The sequence below is a fragment of the Rhodococcus sp. IEGM 1302 genome (assembly GCF_030056935.1).
Classification (GTDB): Bacteria; Actinomycetota; Actinomycetes; order Mycobacteriales; family Mycobacteriaceae; genus Rhodococcus_F; species Rhodococcus_F qingshengii.
The window spans coordinates 142577-165385 of sequence record NZ_JASHKY010000002.1 but is presented as its reverse complement, the minus strand read 5'-3'; the positions used below and the strand labels follow the sequence as shown (position 1 = coordinate 165385).

Here is a 22809-nt window from a genome sequence, read left to right as displayed (position 1 = left end):
CGTAACGCTTTGAGCGCCAGCAGCATCGAACGCGTGCGACAGAGTCGCAACACCGCCAGTCACCGTGACCGGGGAGCCGATTGCCGTGCCGTTCGACTTGAACTGCACCGTGCCGACAGCGTTGTTCGGAGCAACCGTCGCGCTCAGATCAACAGCGGTACCCGTGACGGCAGTCGCCGGAACCGACAACGACGTCGTCGTCTCGACATCCACCGGAGCCGGATCAGAAACGGTCACCGTCTGAGCAGGCGCCGACGAGCTGACGAACCCTGCACCAGCGGTGAAGTCAGCCGTAACGCTTTGAGCGCCAGCAGCATCGAACGCGTGCGACAGAGTCGCAACACCGCCAGTCACCGTGACCGGGGAGCCGATTGCCGTGCCGTTCGACTTGAACTGCACCGTACCGACAGCAGTATTCGGAGCAACCGTCGCCGTCAGATTAACCGCCGTACCCGTGACGGCAGTCGCCGGAACCGACAACGACGTCGTCGTCTCCACATCCACCGGAGCCGGATCAGAAACGGTCACCGTCTGAGCAGGCGCCGACGAACTCACAAACCCTGCACCAGCAGTGAAGTCAGCCGTAACACTCTGTGCACCAGCAGCATCGAACGCGTGCGACAGAGTCGCAACACCGCCACTCACCGTCACCGGTGAGCCGATCGCCGTGCCGTTCGACTTGAACTGCACCGTGCCGACAGCATTGTTCGGAGCAACCGTCGCCGTCAGATCAACCGCCGTACCTGTGATGGCAGTAGCCGGAACCGAGAGTGACGTCGTGGTCTCGACATCCACCGGAGCCGAAGCAATGCTGATCGTCGCGAGTGGACCTGCACCAGCGTTGAGAGCGCTACCCTTCGCATCTCGAGGCGTGCATCTGGTCGGAGCCCATTGCGTGCCGAGGAGACTCGCTTTCGCAAGCTGTGTATTGAAATTTTTGTCGTTGCCGTATGTAGCAGCGTCACCGGCAGTTCTGACCTTCGGCTGAATCACACCGGATGCGCCGGCGATCATCGTAATATCGATTGCAGGCATCCTGAACCAACTGTCACCGTTGGTGTTGGTGCTCCCGTCGAGGTTCTTTTTCGTCTTGGGTGCGCGGATCCCACCCTCACTGTTCGTGCTGGTACTGGGACTGTTTCCGATCACCTCGTTGTTACCCGAGATTCGGAGATATGGACCCGCCGCGTCAGGGCTTCCAGCCTCGTTGATGCGGATGACACTGGGAGCGACGTTCTCCAAGTTGAACGAGGTTCCGGGCACGATCGCCGCACTGATGAAGGTGGCATTTGCCGGGACATCGAAATCGTTCTTCAAGCGCGACAAATTGGTTGTTGTGGCGCCCGAATCCGAGTTCGGAAAAGACTGTCCATTGGATTGCATTCGGATAGTGAAGGTTTCACCCGGAGCAACTGATGTGGGGGCATCCACGGTGACAAAACTCGTAGTTACTTTGTCGACAGTGATGAGTGCTTTCGCCTGGCATGAGGTAGAGAAGTTGAATTGGCTTTGAACTGCTGAGGCTGGGGACCCGACCAGCAGCATTCCGGCGACCATGGCGGTTCCGGTTATGGGCACGGCGAATCGCCGCAACTGAGAGATTTGGGGCATGGGCACTTCCTTCGGAAGGGCAAACATGAGCAGTGGATTCGGACAAAACGTGTGCGCGCCGTCACAACATAACGAAAAAACTAGTACGTGTACTACTTTTGGCAAGACACTTGTCCAATTCACCCCGGACTCACCCTCGTATCACCAGACGCGGGATGGAAAAGGAGGGTATGGAAACTCGATTGAACGCAAAACTATCGCCAAAGCGGCCCATCGACAACGCTTTTGGTGGTCACCGCGCCAATCGGCGGGAAAAAGTTGATATTTCGTCAGTTCAGAAAAAGTTCCAAACCTACCAGTACGAAAGTACGAAAAGGGCCGCGACGGAGTCCGTCGCGGCCCTGATTGTGTTGGTTCAGCGTGTCAGCGAAGCACATCCGTGCCGACAAACGGCACCAATGCCTCGGGCACTCGCACCGAGCCGTCGGCCTGCTGATGGTTCTCGAGAATCGACACGATCCAGCGCGTCGTAGCCAAGGTGCCGTTGAGAGTGGCGGCCGTCTGCGGCTTGCCGTTCTCGTCGCGGTACCGAACTCCGAGGCGGCGGGCCTGGAACGTCGTGCAGTTGGACGTCGATGTCAGCTCGCGGTAGGTGCCCTGCGTCGGGACCCATGCCTCGCAGTCGAACTTACGCGCAGCCGAAGAACCGAGGTCTCCGCCGGCGACGTCGATCACGCGGTACGGAACGTCGATGGCTGCCAACATGTCTCGCTCCCACCCTAGGAGACGCTGGTGTTCGGCGTCGGCGTCCTCGGGACGGCAGTACGTGAACATCTCGACCTTGTCGAACTGATGGACACGGATGATGCCGCGGGTGTCCTTGCCGTAGCTTCCGGCCTCGCGGCGGAAGCACGAGGACCAACCGGCGTAGCGCTTCGGGCCTTCGTTCAGTTCGAGGATCTCGCCCGAGTGGTAGCCGGCCATGGGTACCTCGGAAGTTCCGACGAGGTACAGGTCGTCATCCTGCAAGTGGTAGATCTCGTCCGAGTGAGCACCGAGGAAGCCGGTACCGGCCATGATTTCCGGGCGTACGAGCACCGGCGGAATCATCATCGTGAATCCGTTGGCGATCGCCTTCTGCGCAGCCAACTGCAGCAGTCCGAGCTGGAGCATGGCCCCGTAGCCGGTCATGAAGTAGAAGCGCGAACCCGAAACCTTGGCGCCGCGTTCCATGTCGATCAGGCCGAGCGACTCGCCCAGCTCGAGGTGATCCTTCGGCTCGAAGTCGAACTTCGGAATCTCACCGACGTGTTCGAGAACGATGTAATCGTCCTCGCCGCCCGCCGGCGCACCTTCTTGTACGACGTTGGAAATCGCGCGGTGTGCGGCGTCGAGCGCGGCCTGCGCCTCGTGCTGCGCGGCCTCGGCTTCCTTGACCTTTGCCGCCAGTTCCTTGGAACCTTCGAGCAGTGCGGGACGCTCCTCCGGAGATGCCTGTCCGACCTTCTTGCCGAAGGCCTTCTGCTCTGCACGGAGGTTGTCTCCGGTCAGAACGGCAGCGCGTCGGGACGCGTCGGCTTCGAGCAGAGCGTCGACCAGTCCTGGATCTTCTCCACGGGTGCGCTGCGACTCGCGGACGATTTCGGGGTTCTCACGGAGAAACTTGAGGTCAATCACGACTTCGAACTTTACCCACTCACTGCAGCTCTCCGACGGTCACGTCCACGTCGGAGAGGGAGAGATCACGATTCGAGCAGACTCAGGTAGTCCTCGCGTCCGAACATCCGAGCCGCGTCGACCGCCGTCGGGTGTCCACCTTTCGGGTCGGCTCCCCCGCTCACCAGCGCTTTCACCACCGCATCCTCGCCCTTGAAGACCGCCCCGGCAAGGGGCGTCTGGTTCTTGTCGTTGGGCCGGTTGACGTCGGCGCCGCGCTCGATCAGGGCAACGACGGCGTCAGCGTGACCGTGGTACGCCGCCAACATGACGAGCGTGTCGCCACTCTCGTTGGTCAGATTGACGGGAACTCCGGCATCGACGTACGACGCCAGCCCGGCTGCATCACCGGTTCGTGCCATGTCGAAGAGCCGGCCCGCCAGCTCGACAGCCTCGGGATCGAGTGGGGTGTTTTCGCTCATGACTACAAAATACTCACAGACGCGATTGTGAGTTTTGTAGTGAAGGTTCGATATCGCCACGGCAACAGGCATGATGGAATCGATGTCCGAAGACAAGATCGAGAAGTCGCCAGATCCGGCAGATCCCCAGGGGGCGCCGGCGAAGAAAACTGTCTCCGCGAGTCGCACCCGTCGGGTCCTGGCCGCCGTCGCGGTGGGTGCGGTGGTCGCCGCGATCGCAACGATCGCGATTTCCGGTGGATTGAACAAGGACGACTCGTCCTCGGTCAGTGTCAGTGGCGGCGGTCCAGCAGCGACGGGCTCTGCTCGCGACGACGCTTTCACCGCGGCTGCGGCCGGAGACTGCCTCAACTGGACGCCTGCGACCGAGTCGGGCGGGGACCGCACGGACATGTCGAAGGTTCAGTGCGGAAGTGAGCATCGCTTCGAGGTCGCCGGTCCACTCGACCTGTCGGTGTTCCCCGGCGCCGAGTTCGGCCCCGGTTCCCGGTACCCGGGCGCCCTTCGATTCGCCGAACTCCGCGACGAGCACTGCACACCCATCGTCATGTCCTACCTCGGTTCGAAATTCGATCCCAAGGGCAAGTTCAGCGTCGGCCTGATGTTCCCGAGCGAATCCGGTTGGGCCTCGGGCGAGCGCGCACTGCGTTGCGGCTTGCAGTTCTCGACGACGACCGGCGAACTTCAACCGTTCGCGGGCCGCGTGGCGGATCAGGACCAGTCGAACGTGTGGGACGTCGGCACGTGCATCGGCATCAACCAGAACCTCCCGACCGATCCGGTCGACTGTGCGAAACCGCATGCATACGAGGTTATTTCGGTGATCGACCTCGGCACTCAGTTCCCCGGCGCGATGCCGTCGGTGGAAGATCAGGACCGCTATCTCGAAGGCGTCTGTACTCAGGCATCCAACGAGTACCTGGGTTCCGCAGACGCACTTCGCGACAAGACGCTGACGCTGTTCTGGGACAACATTTCACTGGAAAGCTGGTTGGCCGGCAGCCGCCGAGTCAATTGTTCGATCGGCAAAGAGGTCGAAACCGGCGGGTTTGCCGCGATCACCGGAAGCGCCAAGGGCGACATCCTGATCAACGGCGCCGCTCCGGTCCCGCCACCCGCTGCACCGGAGGGTCGGTCGTTGCCGACGCCGTTGCCCGGCGCAGCTCCGCCGTCGTAAGCCATGACGGTGACTATGACGCCCGACCGGTTCGAGGAACTGGTCGGCGAGGCGCTCGATCTGATTCCGCCCGAACTTGCCAAGGCAATCGACAATGTCGTGGTGCTTGTCGAAGCACGTGACGAGGAAGAACCGGGGCTGCTCGGTTTGTATCAGGGCGTCGCTCTGACCGAGCGGGATTCTCATTACGGTGGGTACCTGCCGGACACGGTCACTATTTTCCGCGATTCGATACTCGACATCTGCGCATCCGAGGACGAGGTTGTTCACGAGGTTGCCGTGACCGTCATCCACGAGATCGCGCACTACTTCGGCATCGAAGAAGACAGATTGCACGAACTCGGCTGGGGCTGAGGGCAAAGTCGTCCGATTTCGGGGGGAACCAAAAGCGGGCGGTAGGCATCAAAGTATGTGCGGGGGGGATATCGACGGCTGTGCGCACGGCCTCCCGACCACTTATCCGCCCTGGTCAGGAAGGAGTTCGGCACTATGCACGTCGACCCTCAAGCCCTAGTTGCCGCCGCAATGGAACTCGAGTCTGCGGCGACGCGATTGCGCGGAATCGTCTCTACTGCGCAGCCGACGCTACGCGTTCTCCCAGCGGGATCCGAAGAAGTGTCCGGTAGCGCGGCAAATTACTTCAACACCATCTCGGGCAGCCTTGCCTCGTCCACCGATCGGGCAATCGAGGAGCTCACCGCGGCTGCGGCAGCTCTGCGCAAGAATGCAGCTGCCTACGAGCTCGAAGACCAGCTCACCAAGTCCAGCCTGGCAGCCGCACCGATCTGATCGACAGAAATCGAGCTCGGTAACTCGGCAACACAGTCACACTTCCTGGGGGGAAGAACAATGGTCGGCATCACCGGCGTCATCTGGTATCAACGGGGCGCAGCACCCAACTCCGCAGCACTGGTCGCCGGAGCCGGGCCGGTCCCTCTCGGCGTGGCGGCCGGAGCCTGGTCCACCGTGTCGTCCGGACTGACCGACACCGCTGCATCAATCTCTCGCGTGATGGCGGACCTTCGCACCGGGTGGTCCGGAGAAGCAGCGGATGCCGCATTGAGCAAGTTCGCGCCGTTTCAGGAATGGGCTGCTGCTGCCGCGTTGCTCGCGGGAGAAACTGCAGGTAAAGCCCAAGTACAGTCCGGTTCATACACGGTTGCCACCCTCGCCATGCCGTCCCTGGCCGAGATTGCAGCAGTTCAAGCGGCCAAGGTCGCCGCGTATTCCATCGGCGGGGCGCTGGTAGGCGGAGCCGCTGCAGCCGAGGCTGCCGAAGAAGCTCTCAAAATTCGAGCGGCGGTGACAATGGAAACGTACGACGCCGCAACGGCCCATCTGGCCGTGCAGCAGAACTTCGACTCACCACCGTCCATCGCGGAACCCACAGCTGGGGCATCCGCTTCGGCCGAAAGCCCAGGCAGCGCCGCACGACAGTCCGTCGTGCAAGCGGCATCCACGCTCGCTGACGCAATCGCGGATCCCGTGCGCGCCGCCACCGCTGCTGTCGCATCCGTAGTTTCCAACCCGGTATTTGCCGCCGCTGCCTCACAGGCCGGTGCCATCTCCGGTGGAGTTGCCACCGCAGCCAGCGCCACCACCACCGCAGTCACAGGCGCCACCACTGCCGCATCAGCTCTCGCGACGGCAGGAGCAGGACTCACCGGACTGGGCGGCGCGGGACTCGGCGGCGCAAGACTCGGCGCTTCCACACCATCACTGTTCGGCACCCCGTCGGCAAGCCGGGCACCGGCACAGGTCAGCGCAGCTTCCGCGACTACAGGAGCCGGAGCAATCGCGGGCTCGTCGTCGAGCAGCAGCACCGGTCGGCACGCTCTTCCTGATCCCTCCACCGGCCAGAGCGCCACACGCCAGAACCCCGTGACCTCGCCGGTTCAGGGCACCGCGGATACCGTCAAGGTGGATCCGGCCCGAACCGCAGGCGGATCTGCGCCGATCGCCGGCGGCCGTCATGCGGCCCAATCTGAAGACGAGACCGAGCACGACACACCCGATTACCTGAAGCACTTCGAGCACTTCGCCGACGGCCGAACAGTCATCCCGTCCGTGATCGGTGGCGCACTCGAAACTGCAGAGCATTGATGGTGGATCTCGGCACCTCACCTGAGGGGTGGAATTTACCTGTCGTCGCCCTGTCACAGGACGAAATCGACTATGTACGTGAGCGACTCGGACTCGATGGGCTTCCCGTGGTTCTCGGTGGCGCGACGGTTCACGGCAGTGCGAGCGCTCACCGTACGGCGATGCAGTCCGCGGCAGATTCACTCTCCGAGCGCGATCTCCTCCCCGGTGGGGAGATCCATCACGACCTCAGTGCCCGCCTGCGCGTCCTGACCCACCCCAAGTGGGAGTTGGCGCTGCGTCGGCATGTCGGCGGAAGCATTTCACGCCTCTGCGTCGCGCAGGGCGAATTCCTTTGTGTCGAAGCAACTTCAACCGATTCTTCGTTCGCATTACGCAGTGTCACAACCGAACCAGCTGCACCCGTTGTCACCGCGCTCGGCAGCGCCGAAGCAATGCCGATTGCCGTGATCAACGCACCGACCGAGATGCTCAGCCTGGCATTCGGCGCCGGCCCGGATGCAGGCAGCGTAACCTCGGCCTTGATCAACGCCGGAATACCCGAAGACGACGCGCGCCAACTGGGTAGCGCAATCGTCTCATGCACCGCCTTCGCCGAATTGGTCGGAATACCACACAGTTTGGGAGCGACGACGCTCATGACCGGCGCAGTGACTGTGTACGACACCTTGGCCGGCCGGCTCGTGGGTTCGACTACTCGGGCTGCCGACGGCACCGAGTGGACGTCCATCAGTTCCGGAACACCCCATCGCCTCCGACAAGCCGTGAACGCTCTGGTAACGGAACTCGAGGAATCGGCGCCGGAGACTTCCGGGTAACCTCGGGGCGTCCCTTCAACGCCCGGAGCCTTACTTCAGCATGCAGTTCTCGCGTCAACCGTCGTCACCGGGCGAACAAGGCTCGGTCGCCACGATCGACCGGCCGAACGAAGAACGGGCAACAACACCGCACCGACAAGACCTGAACGGACTGCGTGGCCTCGCCATCGGTTTGGTGGTCGTATTCCACGTCTGGTTCGGACGGGTATCGGGCGGGGTGGACGTCTTCCTGGTTCTGTCCGGATACTTCTTCGTCGGCTCACTGGTTCGACGCGCCGAAGCCGGGGGTTCACTCAACCCGGTCCCGGCACTGCGGCGGGTGTTTCTGCGGCTGTTCCCCCTGATCGCGGTGGTCAGCATTTTGACCGCACTGGGGACCGCGTTGCTGCTGCCACGCACACGCTGGGCCGATCTGGGCGATCAACTGATCGCGGTGCTCGGGTTCTTCCAGAACTGGCAGCTCGCCAGCACCGCAAGCGACTACCTGGCCGCCGACGGCTCGGTCACTCCCCTGCAGCACCTGTGGTCGATGGCCGTACAAGGTCAGTTCTATCTCCTGGCCATCGCACTGGTCTCCGTGATCGCTTATGTCGCTTCACGCGTGAATCCCAACTATTTCCGCCCGTCACTCGCGGTCACCCTTCTGGTTCTGACCGCAGGATCTTTTCTCTACGCACTCGCCAAATCTTCGCGTCACCAAGCCTGGGCGTACTACGACTCCGGCGCCAGGTTGTGGGAATTGGCCCTCGGTGGTCTGCTGGCCGTTCTGATGACCAGCACACGCAGTCGGCAGATCGCATCCCTGCCGTTCTCGGTCAGAGCAACGATCGGCTGGGCGGGGCTTTCGTCGATCCTGTTGTGCGGCATAGTGCTCGACGGCGCCCAGCAGTTCCCCGGCCCGTGGGCGCTGGTGCCGGTGCTGGCCACTCTTGCGCTGATCCTGTCCGGAGTCGGCGACGACACGCCTTGGACGTCGAAGACTCTTGCCCATCCGGCACTGACGTGGCTCGGCTCGTTCGCATTCGCGCTGTACCTGATTCACTGGCCGATTCTGGTGTTTGCACTCGTCATCACCGGACGCCCCGAAGCCGGCCTGCTCGGCGGGGCACTGATCATCGCCCTCTCCGTCGCGGGGGCGCTTGCACTCCGGCGCCTGATCGAGGTTCCGGTGGAACGTGGAGGCCGCTCGCGCCGGTACACCGTCCTGGCATGCGTCGTCACCGCTGCCGTGGTCCTCGCCGCTTCGGTCGCCTGGCAGTCGTACGCGAGCAGCCAGACGACGGGCCAGCGGGCAGTCGACACCCTCGACCTCCCGACCCATCCCGGCGCACTCGCGCTCACCGACGGTGCCGAAGTACCCAAGGCGTCGATGGTTCCCTCGATCTTCGATGCGCCACTGGACCTTCCGGCCAGTACGCTCGACGGCTGTATCGCCGATTTTCTCGAGCGGGACGTCGTCCACTGCACCTACGGCGACGCCGATGCAGACAGAACCATCGCCCTCGCAGGTGGTTCGCACTCCGAGCACTGGCTCACTGCACTCGACGAACTCGGCAAGAGTCACGGGTTCCGCGTCGACACGTATCTGAAGATGGGCTGCCCGCTCACCATCGACTCCATGCAGACGTTGTCGGACAACGACTATCCGGATTGCGTCGACTGGTCGCGTGGAGTGCTGACCGAGTTGGCCGACGCCTCACCCGATTTCGTGTTCACGACGGCAACCAGGCCGAGTTCCGACGGCCCTGGCGACGTGACGCCCGAGTCTTACGTACACGTGTGGGAGGAACTGGGGCGCGACGGTATCGACGTACTCGCCATCCGCGATACCCCGTGGCTGCACCACGACGGCGTCGCCTACCGCGCGATCGACTGCCTGGCGACAACCACGTCACCCGATCACTGCGCGATGCCACGGTCCGAAATGCTCAGCGACGTCAATCCGGCGCCGTCGGCGATCGGCGATCTGACCAACGTCCGTCTACTCGACCTCAGCGACGGCGTGTGCGGACCGGAGCTGTGCCGCGTCGTGGAGGGAAATGTGTTGGTGTATCACGATTCCCACCACCTGACAGCCAGCTACGTGAGAACGCTGTCCGCTGAACTAGGGCGCCAACTGAGCGTCCAGACCGGTTGGTGGTGACGCCGGCCGTCAGCCCATCACGTCGTCGGCACCGGGGATGAGTCGATGCTCGAACGGCGGGTTGACGGTTCCCCAGCGCAGGCACTCCCAACCGCCGTCGACCGAAGGCAACAGTTCGACGGTCTCGGTGTTGGCCAAGTGGTTGTTGGCTGCGAACAGACCGGGGACACCGGCAAGCTGGGCTGCGACAAGACGGATCGCCGCACCATGACTGACCACGACGATGTCGCCGCCGTCTCGTGAGCCTTCGAGAAATTCTTCGCGCAACGCATTGACGACGGGGACGTACCGTTCCAGGACGTCGTATCCCGTTTCACCACCGGGGATGCGAGCGCCGAGGTTGCCGGTGTGCCAGTGATGGAACGTCTCCATGAACAGTCGGTGCGCGGCCTCGTCGGTACGATCTTCGAGGTCACCGGCCTGCACCTCGTGCAATCCGTCCCGCACGTCCAGAGAGACACCGGCGGCCTGCTCCACGAAACCTGCGGTCTGCCGGGCACGCAAAGCCAAGGACGATACGAGCGCCAGCGGAGGCGCCGAAGCCAGGCCGATGCCCAACGTCTCGGCCTGCGCCAACCCTTCCGGCGTGAGCTTTGCTCCTGGCAGGGCGGTGTCGAGACGTTTGGCGACATTCGCCTCCGTCTGACCGTGCCGAACGAGGATGAGCCTTCCGGTCATCGTTCTCCCCCTCCATGCTTGAGTTCGTCGATCCACCGAATCGCTTCTTCGTCCGAAGGAGGTTGTGGCCCGGTCGAATTCGCTGTCGCCCACGACCCCAGGAAGCGGACTCCGGATTTACGATGCAGCGCACGCATCGCCTCGGCCACCAGCGAGTCCTCGACGTGTCCGACGCAGTCCACGAAGAACCGGTACGTGCCCAATTCCGTTCGCATCGGCCGTGATTCGATCCGAGTCAGGTCGATACCGCGAGCGGCGAATTCGGAGAGTGCGCGCACCAGGGAGCCGGGAGCGTTGTCGAGATGAAGCACCAGCGCGGTGCGATCGGCACCGGTCCGCGCCGGAACCGGGGCCGGCTTGGTGACCAACACGAAACGTGTGCGGGCGCCGCCTACATCGGCGACGTTGTCCGCCAGGCTGTCGAGTCCAAGCATCTGACCGGCCAAAGCCGTGGACACACCGGCGTCGACGGTTCCGGCCTGCACATCCAGGGCCGCACCGGCGTTGGACGACGCCAACACCACCTCGGCCTGGGGCAGGTTCTCGGCGATCCATCCGCGGACCTGCGCGCCCGCATGCGGGTACGCGCCGATCGTTCGGACCTGATCGGCGGTGGTCCCGGCCCGAACCAGGATGGAGAAACTCACGTCCAGATCGGTTTCGGCGACGATCTGCAGCGGCGAACCGAGAGCGAGTGAATCGAGCGTCGGAGCTACGCCGCCTTCCACCGAGTTCTCGAAGGGAACCACGGCTCCGTCCACGGAACCGTCGCGAACCATGTCGAGAGTCGCCGGCGGACTGCCGGCCGGTACTCGCTCGACGGTTTCGCCGAACGCGCCCTCAGCCTCCAACTGGGCGAGAGCTATCTCCGTGAAGGTTCCCGACGGACCGAAATACGCGATTCTTGGCACGCCTAAAAGATTACGCACCGACCCACGCCGGTCACTGCAAACCCGCGGCACGCAAAGCCGTTTCCACTGCAGGCAGATCCGCGACCTCGATCGTGAGCAGCACCTCACGCATGGCCGACGCGGCTTCGGGGATCAGCGCGGCAAGTTTTTCCGGCTTCGGATCGACCATCGCGGCGCGCACGTCGTCGCCGCGCAGTGCAGCGACGGTGCCACACAGCAGGGCGATCACCTCGTCGCCGTCGGCCGCGCGGGCTACGAAACCGACGGACTCGTGCGCGAGTACCGCCAGGAAATCAGCCACTTCGGTGGGCGTAAGACCGGCGGCGAGTCCGGGGATCCGGCCACCTTCGCACAGACGCAGCGCCGCTTCGGCGGGTGTCAGATCCTCTTCGCCGCCGTCGACATACACAGCGAGCGGAGCGGGCAGGCGCAGCGCGATCGCGTCGTCGATCTGGTCGGTGGTGACGTCGACGTCGAAACGGACGGCCTCGTACGACGCTTCCGTGTCCGCACGCAGTTCTTCCGGATCGATATCGAGACGGACGACAACCCGGCCTGCTGCTTCGCCACCGATCAGAACCGACGCCGGAACAACCGGGAGAAAGAGTGCTTCGAGGAGTCCGCGCGAGTTTCTCGGGGCGGGCAGCCCGAGTGAGAGAGGAATGGCCACAGACAAACCGTAACCCCGGCGCAGGCGGCGGATTCCACGCGAGTTGCGCAAAAGTCTTGCGATTCACACCGAAGCGCCTTAGGTTAGGGTTACCTCATCATCCGATGGAGTTCGAGAGAACACCCGCCAAGGGGGCAGCATGGCAACGAAGACCAGCACCGGCCCGTCCACCGCCGAACGCGTCCGCAGCGCCTGTGTGCGCGCACAAGACGCAGTTCTCGCCATCGAAGGCAGCGATCCCACCGTCACGTCGGTGCATCACCTGCGTTCGAATGGTGACGTCGTCGTTGCAGTCCCACATGCCTCCGCAGCTGCGGCCCTGGCCTGGAACTCCGGCGGCGGCGGCCTGCCTGCCGTCCTCGAGATCACCGATCACGCACCACTGCGGCTGCGTGAGCCCGTGCGCTCCCTCGTGTGGCTTCGCGGCTCGTTGCACGCCGTGCCCGACTACGAGGCACGCGTTCTCGCCGACGACGTCGCATCCGAACATCCACACCCGGGGCTCCTCGACATCGGCCACACCTCGGTCCTCCTTCGCTTGAGCCTGGCCTCGGCTGTAGTCGCTGATTCAACGGGGGCAGAACCCGTCGCCGTGGACGAACTGCTGAACGCCAGCCCCGATCCCTTCTGGGAAATGGAGACCGCATGGCTGCAGCATCTCGACGAAGACCACCGCGACCTCGTGGACCTGCTCGTGCGCAAGCTTCCCCCGTACATGCGCACCGGACGCGTTCGCCCACTCGGCATCGACCGCTACGGACTTCGCCTGCGGGTCGAGGATCACACCGGTGACCGCGACGTGTGGATGCCGTTCGCCAACCCCGTCGACGACGCTCCCGCGCTGAGCCGCGCCATCCGCATGCTGGTCGGGTGCCCTTTCCTCAACGGCCTCCGATCGGGCGGCGCATCAAACGGCTAGCGTTGCGCGGGTGAATGCCCGCGAAACCGTCCGCACCTGGTTACGGCCGCCGACTCCCGTCCCGGCCGGCCCGGCCCTCGATCCGGCCGCCAGACGCGGAGTCTGGATCGAGATCACCATCGTTCTGCTGGTCACCTTCGGACTCAGCGGATTGTCCGGGATCCTCTCGCTCGCCGAATCCTTGGCGACGCCGGTTGCGCTCTCGGATCAGACGGTTGCACTCAACCCGTCGCGGGCCGCCATCGACTGGATCGACCTGGCGCGCCAATTGCTGGGCGTCGCAAAGCTTCTCGCGTGGGCAGCGCTGGGACTCTATCTACTGTGGCGTTCGGGGATCGGTCCACGTGCTGCGGGACTGACCCCCAAGCCTCGATTCGGGCGCGACATCGCTCCGGGATTCGGCCTCGCCGCTGTGATCGGTCTCCCCGGTCTGCTGTTCTATCTCGTGGCTCAGGCACTGAGCATCAACCTCACCGTCCAGGCCAGCGCGCTCGACGATCACTGGTGGCGAGTGCCGATCCTCGTACTGTCCGCGATCGCGAACTCCGGTGCCGAAGAGGTGCTGGTCGTCGCCTACCTGATCACTCGCCTCCGAACGCTGGGTTGGAGCGAGAACAAATCACTGCTCGCGTCGTCACTCCTGCGCGGCAGTTACCACCTCTATCAGGGGTTCGGTGGCGGCGTCGGAAACGTGATCATGGGGCTCGTGTTCGGCCGGTACTGGCAGCGCACCGGGAAACTCTGGCCGCTGGTCATCGCCCACGCTCTCATCGACATGGTGGCGTTCATCGGTTACGCCCTCCTGCGCGATCACGTCTCCTGGCTGCCGTGACCGGTACCGTGAACTGGTGACCGGCGACTCCGAATATCCTCAGCGCCCTCCGCGGCGCCAGCCGCCAGGGCCACCTCCGCGTGGACCGATGCCTCCGAGGCAGAACCCTCCACGCCAGAATCCACCCCGTCAGGGCCCACCCCCGCAGCGGCGTCCACCGATGCCGCCGGAAGGGCCGACGGTCATTCGCCGCGACGGACGCCCGCAGCAGCAGAATCCGGCCAATCAGGCCTGGTCACAGGTCCCACCACAAGCGCCGCAGCAGCCCAGGCGTGAGGACTGGGCGCCGACCCAGCGCCCGCAACCGTTTCAGGACGACCCGCGCAGGCAGGGCCCGCCGCGTCAGGATCCGCAGCGCCAGGCGAAGTATGCGCCCGCACCGCCGCGCCGAACCCCGCCGAACGCCCCGCCGCGCCCTCCCGAACCTCCGAAGCAGCGACGCCCCCGCAAGCGTCGTAGCTGGGGTAGACGTATCGGCATCACGTTGTTGGTCTTGCTGCTCGCGCTGGCCGGCGCGATCTACTACGTCGACAGTTCGCTCAATCGAATCGACGCGCTGCCCGACTACGCGGGACGCGTCGCCGATACTCCGGGCACGAACTGGCTGATCGTCGGCTCCGACAGTCGTGAGGGGCTCACCCCCGAGCAGGAGCAAGCCCTTGCGACGGGCGGCGACACCGGTCCCAAGCGCACTGACACGGTCATCTTGGTCCACGTCCCCAAAAGTGGGAAGACGACCATGGTCAGCATCCCTCGCGATTCGTACGTTCCGATTCCCGGCTACGGGTCGGACAAGATCAACGCCGCCTTCGCCTTCGGTGGCGCTCCATTGCTGGTGCAGACCGTCGAAGAGGCAACGGGGCTTCGCATCGACCACTACGCCGAGATCGGATTCAGCGGGTTCGCCGGCATCGTCGACGCCGTCGGTGGCGTCAACGTGTGCCTGGCACAGCCGATCGACGATCCGCTGGCCGGGATCAACCTCCCCGCCGGATGCCAGGACTTGAAGGGTTCGGATGCACTCGGGTTCGTGCGAACTCGCGCGACGGCGCTCGCCGACCTCGACCGCATGAACAACCAGCGCCAGTTCATGTCGGCGTTGCTGTCGAAGGCGACGAGTCCGACCACGTTCCTCAATCCGTTCCGGTTGTGGCCACTCGCCTCCGATACCGCCAAATCTCTACAGGTCGACGAAGGCGATCACATCTGGAATCTGGCCTCACTCGCCTGGGCGCTTCGCGGCGGGATGACCACCACGACGGTTCCGGTCGCCGGTTTCGAGGACATGGACGGTTCGGGCAACGTGTTGTTGTGGGACAAGGCGCGCGCTTCGCAGTTCTTCGACGCCCTGGCCAACGATCAGCAGATTCCACAGGATCTGATCACCACGGGGTAATCGCCCTGAGTTCCGGTAGTACCGCGGGAGGACAAGCCCGGCGAACAAATCGCTTTCCGGCAGGACGCGGAATCGGCGGCCGAAAAATACCGTGAAGGTATGAACACAACACACCGCCGATTCCGCACTCTCGCCGTCGTTGCCGCCGCCGTCGGAGCTGCTGCACTCGTGACGTCCTGCTCCGGAACCTTCGAGAAGTTCGACGACTCCAAGGCGTACAAGAAAACCGAAACCTTCTCTTTTGCACAAGCATCCAACGGAATCGACACACTGCCGAGTTGGGTTCCCGCCGGCGCAACGGGTATCGACGAGGTCATCCGCACCACCGGCAACGAACGCATCCTGCGAATGACTGCGAACATCGCGGAGATAGATCACAACAGCTGCATCGCACGACCCACCGTCGAAACTCGTCCCGCATCGTTGTCCGCACAGTGGTGGCCGACGGGGGTCGAGAAGGGCAGTTCTTTTCAGTGCGGCGATTGGTACGTCGGCGAAAAGGACTCGTTCGTCTACGGGTACCGACCGGAAACTGTGGGCTTCGTCATCGATCAGCTCGACAAGAAGTAGCTCCCTCTCAGCGGCGACGACCCAGTAACCTGTTGGGATGACACAGGCGAAGAACTCGAGCGAATTCACCACTCTGCTGCGTCAGCAGATCCGTAACGAGTTCACTGCATCGCAGCAGTACATCGCGGTAGCGGTGTACTTCGATGCACACGATCTTCCGCAGATGGCCGCGCGCTTCTACAGCCAGGCCACCGAGGAACGCGGTCACGCGATGATGATGATCCAGTACCTGCTCGACAACGACCTCGACGTGGACGTTCCGGGCATCGACGACGTCGTGACGAAGTTCGACAGTGTCCGGGCTCCGGTCGAGTTGGCACTCGAGCAGGAGAAGAAGGTCACGGAGCAGATCACGCAGCTGGCACGCACCGCGCGCGATACCGGCGACTACCTGGGCGAGCAGTTCATGCAGTGGTTCCTCAAGGAGCAGGTCGAGGAAGTGGCAAGCATGACAACACTTCTCACCATCGTCGACCGCGCCGGCGACAACCTGTTCCACCTCGAAACATTTGTCGCACGCGAGATGAACACCCCGGCCGCTGCCGATGCAATGGCGCCGACGCCCGCCGGCGGCGGCGTCTGAGGGCCACCGGCCTACCGAGTCTCAGGCCGCTCGGCGGCGTTCAGTGATCTGAGGAAATTGTTGTACGCCTCAAGATCACTGTCGCCGTCGATCTCGGCGCGGCGGTCCAGGTCGGCATTCATCCGTTTGTCGTCGCGGTTCCAGCGCATCGCGAAGATCACGACCACCACCAGCGCGACGGGCTCTCCGTACGACCACGCGAGGGCGCCCGCCAGCTGCTGATCCTGCATCACGTCCACGCCCCACTCCGGAGGCGGATCCACGAACGTGGTCAGCAGCGGCTTTGTCGCCATCATGAGTACGACGCCGATGAACACGTGCAGCGGCATCTCCACGAACAGGTCGAAACACCGGCCGAGGTAGCTCTGTCGCACCGGCAGTGGGCCGGTGGCGAGCACCGGCATGATGAATAGCAGACCGCTGGCGAGAAAGAAGATTTCGAGAAAGACGTGTCCAGCCGGTAACGCCGAGACGGTGTCGAAGATCGGCGACAGGTAGATCCCGTAGTAGCTGAACAGAAATACCGGGATCGTGAACCCGGGGTGCAGCATCCACCGCGCCGGCGGGCTGCGCAATGCCGAGAGGGCAAGCGCGAGAATGCCTTTTCCTATTCCTCGGTGCGGCGTCGAACGTAGTAGCAGCAGTCCCGGCGAGCCCAGTACCCAGAGCGGCGGGATCGCCATCGAGAGCGTCAGGTGTTGGAACATCCAGACGCTGAAGAGTTCGTAGCCGTAGCTCTCGACCTTCAGTCCGGTTACCGCGATCAGCAGCAGGCACCCACCGAGGAAACACGCTGTCCGATGCCACGGCCATGGTCGCCCACTCGCGCGAACTCGCTGAGCGCCAGTCCAATACCAGAGTGCAAGAACAACTCCCAGGGCAGGAAGAAGCGGGAGGGATGAGGTATCCCACTCCAGCATCTGCCCGATCGACGGCGGCGGCGTGTCATTCACGAACGCTTCACCGGCGGGTCCTCCTTCGTCTCCATGCGGGTACCGTCGACTCTACACCTAACTACTATGTTGGATAGTATTTAGGAATTCGACGGAAGGTACAGGTGCACAGCAGTGTCCAGAAGCATGAAGATATCCGCCGCCCTGATCGCGGTGTTCGCGGTAGCACTGATCACGTTCATCACCGTCGATCCGATTCGGGCGGACAACGAGAACGCCGATCGGGCAGCACAATCCACCGCCGTCCTCACCGACGACGCGTACCGATTGACCTCGGCCGCCGACGGCAAGGTGAACCTGGTCGAGTTCCTCGACTTCGAATGCGAAGCCTGCCTCGCGCTGTACCCGACGATGGAGCGGATCAGAGCGGAGTACGAGGATCGAATCACGTTCGGCATCAGATACTTTCCGATTCCGAGTCACACCAACAGCACTCTCGCGGCGCAGGTCGTCGAATCCGCATCTCGCCAGGGCAAATTCGTCGAGATGTACAAGCGAATGTACGAGACGCAGTCGCAGTGGGGTGAATCCGCCGAATCACAGGAGGCGCTGTTCCGTTCCTACGCACAAGATCTCGGTCTTGACATGGCCCGATTCGAATCCGACCTCGGCAGCCGCGGCGTCCGCGAGCGAGTCGAGCGCGACTTCGAAGAAGGCCGACGCCTCGGCATCCAAGGTACTCCGACGCTGTTCCTCAACGACGTGAAGCTGGACCAGATGCCGAGCTACGAGCAGTTGAAAGCCCAGATCGATTCGGCCTTGGGAGAATGATCAGGTCAGAACAGCGCAGATCCCCGCGGAGACGGCCACCGTCACGGCTGCGGCAACGGCCGTCGTGACAGCGGCCGGCGCACAGGCCGCCACCGCGCAGGTCAGTCGCCGAGGCGACGCCACGTCGCCGTCGACCAGGGAACTCAATCGCACCGCGGTCGCGCTGCCGCGATCGCTCAAGCTCCAGTCCGGCTGAGGAAGCGGCGATTTCGACACCACGGCAAGGGCGGAACGCACCGCAGCCGGGCTGGTGACGCGAGCGGCGTGTCTGTCCGCCGACAGTTCGACGATCGCGCCGACGGCAGCGGGTGCCGCCGCGAACAACGGCACTCGCGGAAGAACAGCGGCCAAGACTTCGCACGCACCGACAATTCGGTGATGACCGCCGCTCAGGTGTGCACGCTCGTGCGCGAGGACAGCATCACGCTCGCCTCCACTGAGAGCGGATGACAAGCCTTGCGTCGCAACAACAAATCCAGGCTTTCCGGCGACGCTGTACGCCATAGGCAGCGGATGATCCAACCACAACACGTCGGACTCCGAGTTGTCGCGGCGCGCGACGATCGAGAGAACATCACGATGGAAATCTCGGACCCTCGCGTGCTCACGTGCCTGCTTGCGGCCGGCCAGCACGATCCGAACGGCGATCACACCCACCACAGCAACGGCTGTGCCGGTGATCAGTTCACCCACCCATGAACTCGTGCCGTGCGCGAAGGCGCTGAAACACCGAGCGATACCGTCGACCAGCCCCTCGACCGGCGCGTGGCTCGGCCACACCAGAACCAAGACCGCGGAGAGAGCGAGATACAAAGCCGACGCCATGCTGCCGAGCCACGCCGCGAGCAGCACCGCCGGTGACAACGCCGAGGAAACGGCTCGCAACACTCTCGGAACCAGGAATCCCACGAGCATCGCACCGAGAAACATCGGCAACGCCAATGTCATTGCACACCTTCCCCGGAAAGACCCCGGCGCAGGGCCTCGTTCTCGGCATCTGTCATGGTCTTGGCGAAGTGCAACAGCACGGCAGCGGAATCGGAACTGCTGTCCAACAATTCGCGCAGTGCTCTGGATGTGGCCTCTTCACGGCTGCGACTCGGCCGATAGAAGTAGGCGCGACTCTTCTTCTCACGACTCACCCAGCCCTTGTCGTAGAGATGCGTCACGACGGTCAGGATGGTGGTGTACGCAAGTTGTCGACGCTCACCCAGGGTCTCGACCAGATCCTTGACCGAGAGCGCGTCGTCGGACTGCCAGAGCACATCCATGACCTCGGCTTCGAGTCCGCCAAGCCCCTGCATTGCTCCTCCATCGCGTCGTGACAGAACTTCAGTCGCCCGTGGTCTTCTCCCCGAACGACACGCCCCGGGAATTCAGGTACGCGAGCGGATCGGTCTTCTGTCCGTCAGATTGCCACACCTCGTAGTGCAGGTGTGGTCCTGTCGATTGTCCACGATTGCCCACGGTCGCGATCAACTCACCCGCCCGCACCTTCTGACCCGCAACCACGAGCGCCTCGTTGATGTGTCCGTAGACGCCGACGGTCCCGTCGTCCTGCTGGATGCGGACCCAGAGCCCGAATCCCGCGGCGGGACCGGATTCGAGCACAACACCGTCGGTCGCCGACACGATGGGCGTTCCGATCGCGTTCGCGATGTCGAGACCGTAGTGGGTGGTTCCCCACCGTGGACCGAAGTTGGACGTCATCGTCCCGCTGACGGGGGCCATCACCTGTGGCTTTTCGGCCTCGAACGCCAGCGCCGCTCGCTCGGATTCGAGTTGTCGCGTCTTGCCGAGTTGTTCGGCTATTCCAGCAAGATCCGTCGGCCGGACAAGGTCGAGGATCTCCGGCGCCGACACCGCAGATGCATCCTCGACTGCAATCGGCGGCGGCGACGCGTGCCCGATGGAAGTGCCGGACGCGAGGATTGCACCCGTCGCCACGGAAACCGCGGCCATGCGCCCGCCGGGTCTGATCGGCTCGGATTTTCGATGTCTTCCCACTTCTCGGTCCTCGCGTCGATGACAAATGAAGGTCTACGCCGCCACCTTACAACTATGTTGCATAGTTTTTAAGACATGCACTATTGCGCATATATGCATATGTGTCTAGGCTGGCGTCGACGAAAGGACCTTCGATGTCACACGGACACGGGCACGGAATCTCCCCCGCCGAGGCTGCGACCAGCAACAGCGGCAAGCATGTCAACAAACTGTGGATCGCCGCCGGCCTCGGGTTGGTGACCTTCGTGCTGCAGGTGACGGTCGGCCTCTTCACCTCGTCACTGGCCCTGCTCTCGGACTCGGCGCACGTGTTCACAGACATCTTCGGCATCTTCATGGCGCTCGCCGCGATCCTCGTCGCACAGCGTGCCGCCCGGCGCCCCGACCGTACTTTCGGCATGTACCGCACGGAAGTGTTTGCGGCACTGGCCAATGCGATCCTGCTCTTCGCAGTCGCCGGGTGGGTGCTTTACGAGGCCGCCAGCCGCTTCACGGATCCGCCCGAGGTTCCCGGCCTTCCCGTCGCGACAGTCGCCGTCGTCGGTCTGGCGATGAACGTCATCGCCTTCCTCATGCTGCGCAGCGGCGCGAAGGAAAGCATCAACATCCGCGGCGCCTACCTCGAAGTCATGGCGGACATGGTCGGGTCCATCGGCGTCCTGGTCAGCGGCTTGGTCACGCTCGCGTTCGGTTGGCGCTACGCCGACCCCGTCATCGGCGTCGCGATCGGCCTCTTCGTCTTGCCACGTGCCTTCAACCTGGGCCGCCACGCCGTTCGCATCCTCCTCCAGCAGGCTCCCGACCGCATCGACGTCACCTCGATCATCGAGAAGATCAACGCTCTGCCGGGAGTCGTCGACGCGCACGATCTGCACGTCTGGACACTCACCTCGGGGATGGAAGTTGCTTCCGTTCACGTCACCGCGGTCAGTGACGCCGATCCCACAACCGTGCTCGCAGCAACCCGAACCTTGCTTGCCGAGGTATTCGAACTGGGGCACGCCACCGTACAGGTGGAACTACAGGGAAGCGACGGTAAATGCGCGGAACTCGCCTGGTGAAATGGACATTCCTAAATGAAACATTCGAATTCACCGGGCTCGATAACCTCACCGAATTCGAAGAAAAATTAGGTCTTCTTTAGTTTGGGAACGCTTACCACAATAAGGTCATACTGGGATGACAGGGCCTCTGACCTGCACTATTTTGGAATTCATGACTTCTGGGGAGACTCACATGACCAAATTCCACGCACTACTCCGAGACCAGATTCGCAACGAGTTCAACGCTTCGCATCAGTACATCGCGACAGCGGTTTACTTCGACAATGCGGATCTGCCACAGCTGGCAAAGCACTTCTACAAGCAGGCTGTGGAAGAGCGTAACCACGCCATGATGATCGTTCAGTATTTCCTCGATCGCGACATCAATGTCGAACTCACCGGCGTCGACGCCGCGAAGGCCGACTTCAAGGATGCCCGCGAGCCCATCGCTCTCGCGCTGACGCAGGAGAAGACGGTCACCGAGCAGATCGTCCAGCTCGCGAGCACTGCCCGCGAAGAAGGCGACTACCTCGGCGAGCAGTTCATGCAGTGGTTCCTCAAGGAGCAGGTCGAGGAAGTTGCAAGCATGACAACACTTCTCACCATCGCGGACCGCGCAGGCGCCAACCTGTTCGACCTCGAAGACTTCGTGTCCCGCGAGATGAGCACCGTCGGTGACACCACCGGTGCACCGAGCGCAGCCGGCGGAACCATCTAGCCTGCAGCACTCACGGATTTTGCCCTCGAGCCGAACGGTTCGCTTCCTGCCAGCAGGATCGAACTGATCAGCTCGGGGGCATCTGTCATCGGTACGTGCCCAAGGCCGGGCAGAACCATCAACTTTGCCTGCGGGAACGGCTTTTTCACGCGCTGCGCCTGATACACGGGCAGGATGAGATCGCGTCGACCCCACGCAACCGTCACCGGCACAGTGGGATCCACGATGGGCGGCAGCACGAAGTCCATCTCGAGACCGAGATCGACGAGTTCGTTCGACACGAGCGAACGGCAGTCGGCCAACGCCGCTGCATAACCGACATGACTCGGATGAGCGAAGAACGCGGCGAGCGCCGGATAGCGAATCAGCTTGTACCGCAATGCGCGTGGCAATCCGTCACCCATGAGCTTGGCCGTGCCGCGCAGTGCACGGAACGTGTTGATCGCTCGCACCTGATCGAGGTGATTGACAAAGAACCCGGCCGGCGAAAGAGCTGTCGCCGACGCGACATCTCCGCGCGCTGCCAGCGAGAGGGCAATCCAGCCGCCGAGGGAGTTTCCCGCGACGTGGGCACGCTCCCCCGCCGGCGTCACTTCCTTGACGAACTCACTGACATCGTCGATCAGCTGTCCCATGACGTCCGGACCGAGTTCGGGCAGCAGCGACTCTCCGTGACCCGGCAGGTCGACGGTGACGACGCGGCGGTACGGCGTCAGCTGGTCCAAAAGCGAATCCCACGCCCGCCGTCGATGGACGATGCCATGGACGAGCACAAGCGTGGGACCACTACCGGAGATGTCATGCGACAAGGTCATGTCACCAACATTA

The 22809-nt window shown here is 63.3% G+C and carries 25 protein-coding genes; 14 read left to right on the top strand and 11 right to left on the bottom strand.

Annotation, left to right across the window (positions count from 1 at the left end):
- The 3 genes from QM609_RS05470 to QM609_RS05460 form a co-directional block, all read right to left on the bottom strand.
- Positions 1 to 1317 (bottom strand): Ig-like domain-containing protein (locus QM609_RS05470; protein ID WP_283337107.1); only part of this gene is annotated, 1317 nt, incomplete at its 3' end.
- A gap of 657 nt (positions 1318 to 1974) precedes the next feature.
- Positions 1975 to 3228, bottom strand: coding sequence for a serine--tRNA ligase (serS, locus tag QM609_RS05465; RefSeq protein ID WP_007736032.1), 1254 nt, complete (start codon positions 3226 to 3228; stop codon positions 1975 to 1977).
- Positions 3229 to 3293: 65 nt separating this feature from the next.
- A complete protein-coding gene (locus QM609_RS05460; RefSeq protein WP_003945404.1) occupies positions 3294 to 3689 on the bottom strand; it encodes an ankyrin repeat domain-containing protein in 396 nt (131 codons plus the stop codon).
- A 70-nt stretch (positions 3690 to 3759) separates the two neighbouring features.
- Here QM609_RS05460 and QM609_RS05455 point away from each other — a divergent pair, with 70 nt between their 5' ends.
- The 6 genes from QM609_RS05455 (at position 3760) to QM609_RS05430 (ending at position 9930) form a co-directional block, all read left to right on the top strand.
- Positions 3760 to 4866, top strand: coding sequence for a septum formation family protein (locus tag QM609_RS05455; RefSeq protein WP_082239248.1), 1107 nt, complete (start codon positions 3760 to 3762; stop codon positions 4864 to 4866).
- A gap of 3 nt (positions 4867 to 4869) precedes the next feature.
- Positions 4870 to 5220: a metallopeptidase family protein gene (locus QM609_RS05450; RefSeq protein ID WP_007736028.1), complete on the top strand. Its 351-nt coding sequence runs from the start codon at positions 4870 to 4872 to the stop codon at positions 5218 to 5220.
- A 135-nt stretch (positions 5221 to 5355) separates the two neighbouring features.
- Positions 5356 to 5655: a PE family protein gene (locus tag QM609_RS05445; RefSeq protein ID WP_003945399.1), complete on the top strand. Its 300-nt coding sequence runs from the start codon at positions 5356 to 5358 to the stop codon at positions 5653 to 5655.
- 60 nt (positions 5656 to 5715) lie between these two features.
- On the top strand, positions 5716 to 6969 hold the full coding sequence (locus QM609_RS05440) for a PPE domain-containing protein (protein ID WP_050657021.1): 1254 nt from the start codon (positions 5716 to 5718) through the stop codon (positions 6967 to 6969).
- A complete protein-coding gene (locus QM609_RS05435; protein ID WP_050657020.1) occupies positions 6969 to 7787 on the top strand; it encodes an ESX secretion-associated protein EspG in 819 nt (272 codons plus the stop codon). The genes QM609_RS05440 and QM609_RS05435 overlap by 1 nt, the downstream gene beginning before the upstream one ends.
- A gap of 40 nt (positions 7788 to 7827) precedes the next feature.
- Positions 7828 to 9930: an acyltransferase family protein gene (locus QM609_RS05430; RefSeq protein ID WP_050657019.1), complete on the top strand. Its 2103-nt coding sequence runs from the start codon at positions 7828 to 7830 to the stop codon at positions 9928 to 9930.
- A 9-nt stretch (positions 9931 to 9939) separates the two neighbouring features.
- On the opposite strand, the gene QM609_RS05425 is transcribed toward QM609_RS05430, so the two are convergent.
- From QM609_RS05425 to QM609_RS05415, 3 genes are read right to left on the bottom strand one after another with little or no spacing between them, the layout of a single operon-like run.
- Positions 9940 to 10608, bottom strand: coding sequence for a histidine phosphatase family protein (locus QM609_RS05425; RefSeq protein ID WP_042453186.1), 669 nt, complete (start codon positions 10606 to 10608; stop codon positions 9940 to 9942).
- Positions 10605 to 11519 carry a prephenate dehydratase gene (gene pheA, locus QM609_RS05420; RefSeq protein ID WP_003945402.1) on the bottom strand — a complete coding sequence of 305 codons (915 nt, stop codon included), beginning with the start codon at positions 11517 to 11519 and terminating at the stop codon, positions 10605 to 10607. Before pheA ends, QM609_RS05425 begins: the two co-directional genes overlap by 4 nt.
- Positions 11520 to 11550: 31 nt before the next feature.
- The gene (locus QM609_RS05415; RefSeq protein WP_007736015.1) at positions 11551 to 12189 is read right to left on the bottom strand and encodes a hypothetical protein; all 639 of its coding nucleotides are present in this window, start codon (positions 12187 to 12189) and stop codon (positions 11551 to 11553) included.
- Positions 12190 to 12328: 139 nt separating this feature from the next.
- On the opposite strand from QM609_RS05415, the gene QM609_RS05410 reads away from it, so the two are divergent.
- From QM609_RS05410 to QM609_RS05390, 5 genes are all read left to right on the top strand, one after another.
- Positions 12329 to 13108 (top strand): DUF2470 domain-containing protein, encoded by a 780-nt coding sequence (locus QM609_RS05410; protein ID WP_003945406.1) that lies wholly within the window; start codon positions 12329 to 12331, stop codon positions 13106 to 13108.
- 10 nt (positions 13109 to 13118) lie between these two features.
- Positions 13119 to 13940 carry a CPBP family intramembrane glutamic endopeptidase gene (locus QM609_RS05405; protein ID WP_003945405.1) on the top strand — a complete coding sequence of 274 codons (822 nt, stop codon included), beginning with the start codon at positions 13119 to 13121 and terminating at the stop codon, positions 13938 to 13940.
- 160 nt (positions 13941 to 14100) lie between these two features.
- Positions 14101 to 15336 carry an LCP family protein gene (locus QM609_RS05400; RefSeq protein WP_179090795.1) on the top strand — a complete coding sequence of 412 codons (1236 nt, stop codon included), beginning with the start codon at positions 14101 to 14103 and terminating at the stop codon, positions 15334 to 15336.
- 99 nt (positions 15337 to 15435) lie between these two features.
- Positions 15436 to 15906 (top strand): hypothetical protein, encoded by a 471-nt coding sequence (locus QM609_RS05395; RefSeq protein ID WP_042453189.1) that lies wholly within the window; start codon positions 15436 to 15438, stop codon positions 15904 to 15906.
- A 37-nt stretch (positions 15907 to 15943) separates the two neighbouring features.
- Positions 15944 to 16489, top strand: coding sequence for a ferritin (locus tag QM609_RS05390; protein WP_050657084.1), 546 nt, complete (start codon positions 15944 to 15946; stop codon positions 16487 to 16489).
- A gap of 11 nt (positions 16490 to 16500) precedes the next feature.
- Here QM609_RS05390 and QM609_RS05385 read toward each other — a convergent pair whose 3' ends face one another.
- A complete protein-coding gene (locus QM609_RS05385) occupies positions 16501 to 17442 on the bottom strand; it encodes a cytochrome c oxidase assembly protein (RefSeq protein WP_042920585.1) in 942 nt (313 codons plus the stop codon).
- Between the two features lie 126 nt (positions 17443 to 17568).
- Here QM609_RS05385 and QM609_RS05380 point away from each other — a divergent pair, with 126 nt between their 5' ends.
- Positions 17569 to 18213: a DsbA family protein gene (locus QM609_RS05380; RefSeq protein ID WP_050655970.1), complete on the top strand. Its 645-nt coding sequence runs from the start codon at positions 17569 to 17571 to the stop codon at positions 18211 to 18213.
- Here the strand turns inward: QM609_RS05380 and QM609_RS05375 are convergent, their stop codons facing one another.
- From QM609_RS05375 to QM609_RS05365, 3 genes are read right to left on the bottom strand one after another with little or no spacing between them, the layout of a single operon-like run.
- Positions 18214 to 19161: a M56 family metallopeptidase gene (locus tag QM609_RS05375; protein WP_003944128.1), complete on the bottom strand. Its 948-nt coding sequence runs from the start codon at positions 19159 to 19161 to the stop codon at positions 18214 to 18216.
- Complete coding sequence (locus tag QM609_RS05370; RefSeq protein WP_003944179.1) at positions 19158 to 19517, bottom strand: BlaI/MecI/CopY family transcriptional regulator; 360 nt, start codon at positions 19515 to 19517, stop codon at positions 19158 to 19160. The genes QM609_RS05375 and QM609_RS05370 overlap by 4 nt, the downstream gene beginning before the upstream one ends.
- A 28-nt stretch (positions 19518 to 19545) precedes the next feature.
- Positions 19546 to 20175: a M23 family metallopeptidase gene (locus QM609_RS05365; protein WP_042453198.1), complete on the bottom strand. Its 630-nt coding sequence runs from the start codon at positions 20173 to 20175 to the stop codon at positions 19546 to 19548.
- Positions 20176 to 20354: 179 nt separating this feature from the next.
- Here QM609_RS05365 and QM609_RS05360 point away from each other — a divergent pair, with 179 nt between their 5' ends.
- Together QM609_RS05360 and QM609_RS05355 are read left to right on the top strand one after the other, a co-directional pair.
- Entirely contained in the window at positions 20355 to 21281 is a 927-nt protein-coding gene (locus tag QM609_RS05360; protein WP_007735998.1) for a cation diffusion facilitator family transporter, read from the top strand.
- 154 nt (positions 21282 to 21435) lie between these two features.
- Positions 21436 to 21981: a ferritin gene (locus tag QM609_RS05355; protein WP_030535839.1), complete on the top strand. Its 546-nt coding sequence runs from the start codon at positions 21436 to 21438 to the stop codon at positions 21979 to 21981.
- Here the strand turns inward: QM609_RS05355 and QM609_RS05350 are convergent.
- Positions 21978 to 22796, bottom strand: a complete 819-nt coding sequence (locus QM609_RS05350) for an alpha/beta fold hydrolase (protein ID WP_283337101.1) — start codon at positions 22794 to 22796, stop codon at positions 21978 to 21980. The two genes, QM609_RS05355 and QM609_RS05350, sit on opposite strands and share 4 nt — an antisense overlap.
- Positions 22797 to 22809: the final 13 nt, after the last annotated feature.

Excerpts from the sequence above, each read along its gene's own strand:
- QM609_RS05350 (WP_283337101.1), bottom strand. The coding sequence starts at position 22,796 with ATGACCTTGTCGCATGACATCTCCGGTAGTGGTCCCACGCTTGTGCTC.
- QM609_RS05390 (WP_050657084.1), top strand. The coding sequence starts at position 15,944 with ATGACACAGGCGAAGAACTCGAGCGAATTCACCACTCTGCTGCGTCAG.
- QM609_RS05395 (WP_042453189.1), top strand. The coding sequence starts at position 15,436 with ATGAACACAACACACCGCCGATTCCGCACTCTCGCCGTCGTTGCCGCC.
- QM609_RS05375 (WP_003944128.1), bottom strand. The coding sequence starts at position 19,161 with ATGACATTGGCGTTGCCGATGTTTCTCGGTGCGATGCTCGTGGGATTC.
- QM609_RS05430 (WP_050657019.1), top strand. The coding sequence starts at position 7,828 with ATGCAGTTCTCGCGTCAACCGTCGTCACCGGGCGAACAAGGCTCGGTC.
- QM609_RS05355 (WP_030535839.1), top strand. The coding sequence starts at position 21,436 with ATGACTTCTGGGGAGACTCACATGACCAAATTCCACGCACTACTCCGA.
- QM609_RS05400 (WP_179090795.1), top strand. The coding sequence starts at position 14,101 with ATGCCGCCGGAAGGGCCGACGGTCATTCGCCGCGACGGACGCCCGCAG.
- QM609_RS05410 (WP_003945406.1), top strand. The coding sequence starts at position 12,329 with ATGGCAACGAAGACCAGCACCGGCCCGTCCACCGCCGAACGCGTCCGC.
- QM609_RS05445 (WP_003945399.1), top strand. The coding sequence starts at position 5,356 with ATGCACGTCGACCCTCAAGCCCTAGTTGCCGCCGCAATGGAACTCGAG.
- QM609_RS05450 (WP_007736028.1), top strand. The coding sequence starts at position 4,870 with ATGACGGTGACTATGACGCCCGACCGGTTCGAGGAACTGGTCGGCGAG.
- QM609_RS05460 (WP_003945404.1), bottom strand. The coding sequence starts at position 3,689 with ATGAGCGAAAACACCCCACTCGATCCCGAGGCTGTCGAGCTGGCGGGC.
- QM609_RS05360 (WP_007735998.1), top strand. The coding sequence starts at position 20,355 with ATGTCACACGGACACGGGCACGGAATCTCCCCCGCCGAGGCTGCGACC.
- QM609_RS05425 (WP_042453186.1), bottom strand. The coding sequence starts at position 10,608 with ATGACCGGAAGGCTCATCCTCGTTCGGCACGGTCAGACGGAGGCGAAT.
- QM609_RS05380 (WP_050655970.1), top strand. The coding sequence starts at position 17,569 with ATGAAGATATCCGCCGCCCTGATCGCGGTGTTCGCGGTAGCACTGATC.
- QM609_RS05365 (WP_042453198.1), bottom strand. The coding sequence starts at position 20,175 with ATGGCCGCGGTTTCCGTGGCGACGGGTGCAATCCTCGCGTCCGGCACT.
- QM609_RS05435 (WP_050657020.1), top strand. The coding sequence starts at position 6,969 with ATGGTGGATCTCGGCACCTCACCTGAGGGGTGGAATTTACCTGTCGTC.
- QM609_RS05440 (WP_050657021.1), top strand. The coding sequence starts at position 5,716 with ATGGTCGGCATCACCGGCGTCATCTGGTATCAACGGGGCGCAGCACCC.
- QM609_RS05370 (WP_003944179.1), bottom strand. The coding sequence starts at position 19,517 with ATGCAGGGGCTTGGCGGACTCGAAGCCGAGGTCATGGATGTGCTCTGG.
- QM609_RS05455 (WP_082239248.1), top strand. The coding sequence starts at position 3,760 with ATGATGGAATCGATGTCCGAAGACAAGATCGAGAAGTCGCCAGATCCG.